The 2,622-nt window shown below is 69.9% G+C and carries 3 protein-coding genes; 1 reads left to right on the top strand and 2 read right to left on the bottom strand.

Annotated elements, in window-relative coordinates:
* Together E1281_RS39035 and E1281_RS39030 are read right to left on the bottom strand one after the other, a co-directional pair.
* The coding region (locus E1281_RS39035) for a hypothetical protein (RefSeq protein WP_243717804.1) at positions 1 to 325 on the bottom strand (325 nt) is incomplete at its 3' end.
* 137 nt (positions 326 to 462) lie between these two features.
* Complete coding sequence (locus E1281_RS39030) at positions 463 to 1,332, bottom strand: ATP-grasp domain-containing protein (protein WP_131884719.1); 870 nt, start codon at positions 1,330 to 1,332, stop codon at positions 463 to 465.
* Between the two features lie 245 nt (positions 1,333 to 1,577).
* On the opposite strand from E1281_RS39030, the gene recA reads away from it, so the two are divergent.
* The coding region (gene recA, locus E1281_RS39025) for a recombinase RecA (protein ID WP_131884718.1) at positions 1,578 to 2,622 on the top strand (1,045 nt) is incomplete at its 3' end.

Below are 2,622 nucleotides of genomic sequence, written 5' to 3'. Positions count from 1 at the left end.
GCGTCCGCCCGTTGCTTGACTTGATCTTCCCTTCGGGGCGGACCCGGCTGCCTCCGGCGACGAAGCCGCCGCTGGTCTTCCCGCCGTAGTACCAGAAGTACCGGCCGTACGGCGTGCTGGAGGAGCTGTCGATGTCGTCGGTGTCGCACCTGCTGTCGGGGACGACCCTGTAGCCGCTCTTCCCCGTGGACGGGGAGCTCCGGTCGACGCACCTCGCGGTGGTCGAGCCGGATCCGCAGGCGACGAGGGTCAATGACAGCGCGCTCACCATCCCCACCTTCACGGTGCGGGAGCTGAGCCGGCGGGTGGGCTCCTGTGGGGGCAAGAGAACACGTCCTTCTTCGCGTCGGCGGGCACCTTCCATTGCGACGGGGCTGGATGATGAGACGCGGAGAACCTCGTCCAGGTTCGTGTCAGGGCGGGCCGTTCTCGCGCCCGAGGACGGCCGCACCCGGCCGGTCGTCAGTCCGGGACGGGCAGATGCGCGTACAGGTCCATCGCGTCCACCGACGACGGAAGGTCGCTGACCTGGCCGTCACCGACCTCGACGACACGCCACGCGCCGTCCGTGCGCCGTGCCAGGTCGGTCGTGATGAACCGGCAGCCCAGGGCGCGGACGGCCGGAGCGACCGCGTCCAGGTCGGGATCGGGCTCCACGCCGGGGCTGTCCGGGTGCGGCCCCACCAGCGCGGGCTCGCCGTCCACCCACCACACGCGCGCCTCGCCGCCGCCGTCGTACTCCTCGAACTCGCGCACGACGAGACCTCCCGCCAGATGGTCGTCCCGCAGCGCGACCATCTTCGAGGCGATGTCATGGAGCTGCCCGAGGTTCTTCACGTCCGGGACGAAGCACGCCTCCTCCCACTCGTGCTTGCACGACTTCACGTAGTCCTTCACCACGCCCGGCCCGCGGCGCAGCGGCCGGACGAGCTCCGCCAGATCGCTGAGGTCGCCGGGATCCTGGCCCGCGCCGAGGGGCCGCCACACGCTGTGCGGGGTCAGTCCGGCGAACGTGTCGTGCCAGCCCGGCAGCTCGTGTGCGCGCAGGTAGTCGTCCGGATGCGTGAGCAGCGCCGTCCCGCGCTGCTTCAGGACGGCGGAGATCGCGGCGTACTCGTCCCCGGTGAGCATCCAGCCGCGGTACCAGGCGGGGCCCAGATCGGGGGGAATCGCCCGGACCGCGTCGTCCACGTCGCCGCGCTGCAACGCGTCATGGTCGATCAGGGCGATCTCGCCGTAGTGGTCTCGTACGGCCGCGGCCTCACGGGAGAAGTGCGGGTCAACGCGCCGAGGGTGGAGCGGGTCGACGCAGAAGAGGACGGTCAGCGTCATGATTGGAACCCTCCGTGGACGGCGCCAGCGTACGGGGTCGGGACCATGGAACGCACGGAGATTCCCGCCCGAATCGGCGAAGCGTACGATGATCGAACTTATGTTCGGTAAGCTGGCGCGGTAGCGCGGCGTCGTCCACAATCGCGCCCGGGTCTCGCGAAGTGTCGGAGGCCCGCCGTAGCGTCGCCCTCGACATCGCAGGCAGCGGCCGAGAGCCGACAGTCACGACCAGAAGGACATCTCACATGGCAGCGAACGACCGGGAGAAGGCTCTCGAGACCGCACTCGCCCAGATCGAACGGCAGTTCGGCAAAGGATCGGTCATGCGGATGGGCGAGGAGGTCCGCGCGCCGGTCGAGGTGATCCCCACCGGGGCGATCTCCCTCGACATCGCACTCGGCATCGGTGGCCTGCCCCGCGGCCGCGTGGTCGAGGTGTACGGCCCCGAGGGCTCCGGCAAGACCTCCATCGCGCTCCACGCCGTGGCCAGCGTCCAGAGGCAGGGCGGCATCGCCGCGTTCGTGGACGCCGAGCACGCCCTCGACCCCGAGTACGCGGCCAAGCTCGGCGTGGACATCGACGCCCTCCTGGTGTCCCAGCCGGACACCGGCGAGCAGGCCCTGGAGATCACCGACATGCTGATCCGCTCCGGCGCGATCGACGTCGTCGTCGTCGACTCCGTCGCCGCGCTCGTCCCGCGCGCCGAGATCGAAGGCGAGATGGGCGACAGCCACGTCGGCCTCCAGGCCCGTCTCATGTCACAGGCGCTGCGCAAGCTCACCGGCGCCATCAACCAGACCAAGACCACCGTCATCTTCATCAACCAGCTCCGCGAGAAGGTCGGCGTGATGTTCGGAAGCCCCGAGACGACCACCGGCGGGCGGGCGCTGAAGTTCTACGCCTCCGTCCGGCTGGACGTCCGGCGCATCGAGACCCTCAAGGACGGCACCGAGGCCGTCGGCAACCGCGTCCGGGTCAAGGTCGTCAAGAACAAGATGGCCCCGCCGTTCCGCGTCGCCGACTTCGACCTGCTCTACGGCCTGGGCATCAGCCGCGAGGGCGGCCTGATCGACCTCGGCGTGGAGCACGGCTTCGTCCGCAAGTCCGGTGCCTGGTACACCTACGACGGCGACCAGCTCGGCCAGGGCAAGGAGAACGCCCGCAACTTCCTCAAGGCCAACCCCGACATGGCGGACGGCATCGAGAAGAAGATCAAGGAGAAGCTGGGCATCGGCCCGAAGGTCGACAAGGAGGCCGAGCCCCTCGCCGCCGCCCCGGACGCCGCCGCCC

This window comes from Actinomadura sp. KC345, from assembly GCF_004348515.1.
Classification (GTDB): domain Bacteria; phylum Actinomycetota; class Actinomycetes; order Streptosporangiales; family Streptosporangiaceae; genus Spirillospora.
The sequence above is the reverse complement of the archived record's forward strand: the minus strand, read 5'-3'. Positions and strand labels throughout refer to the sequence as shown.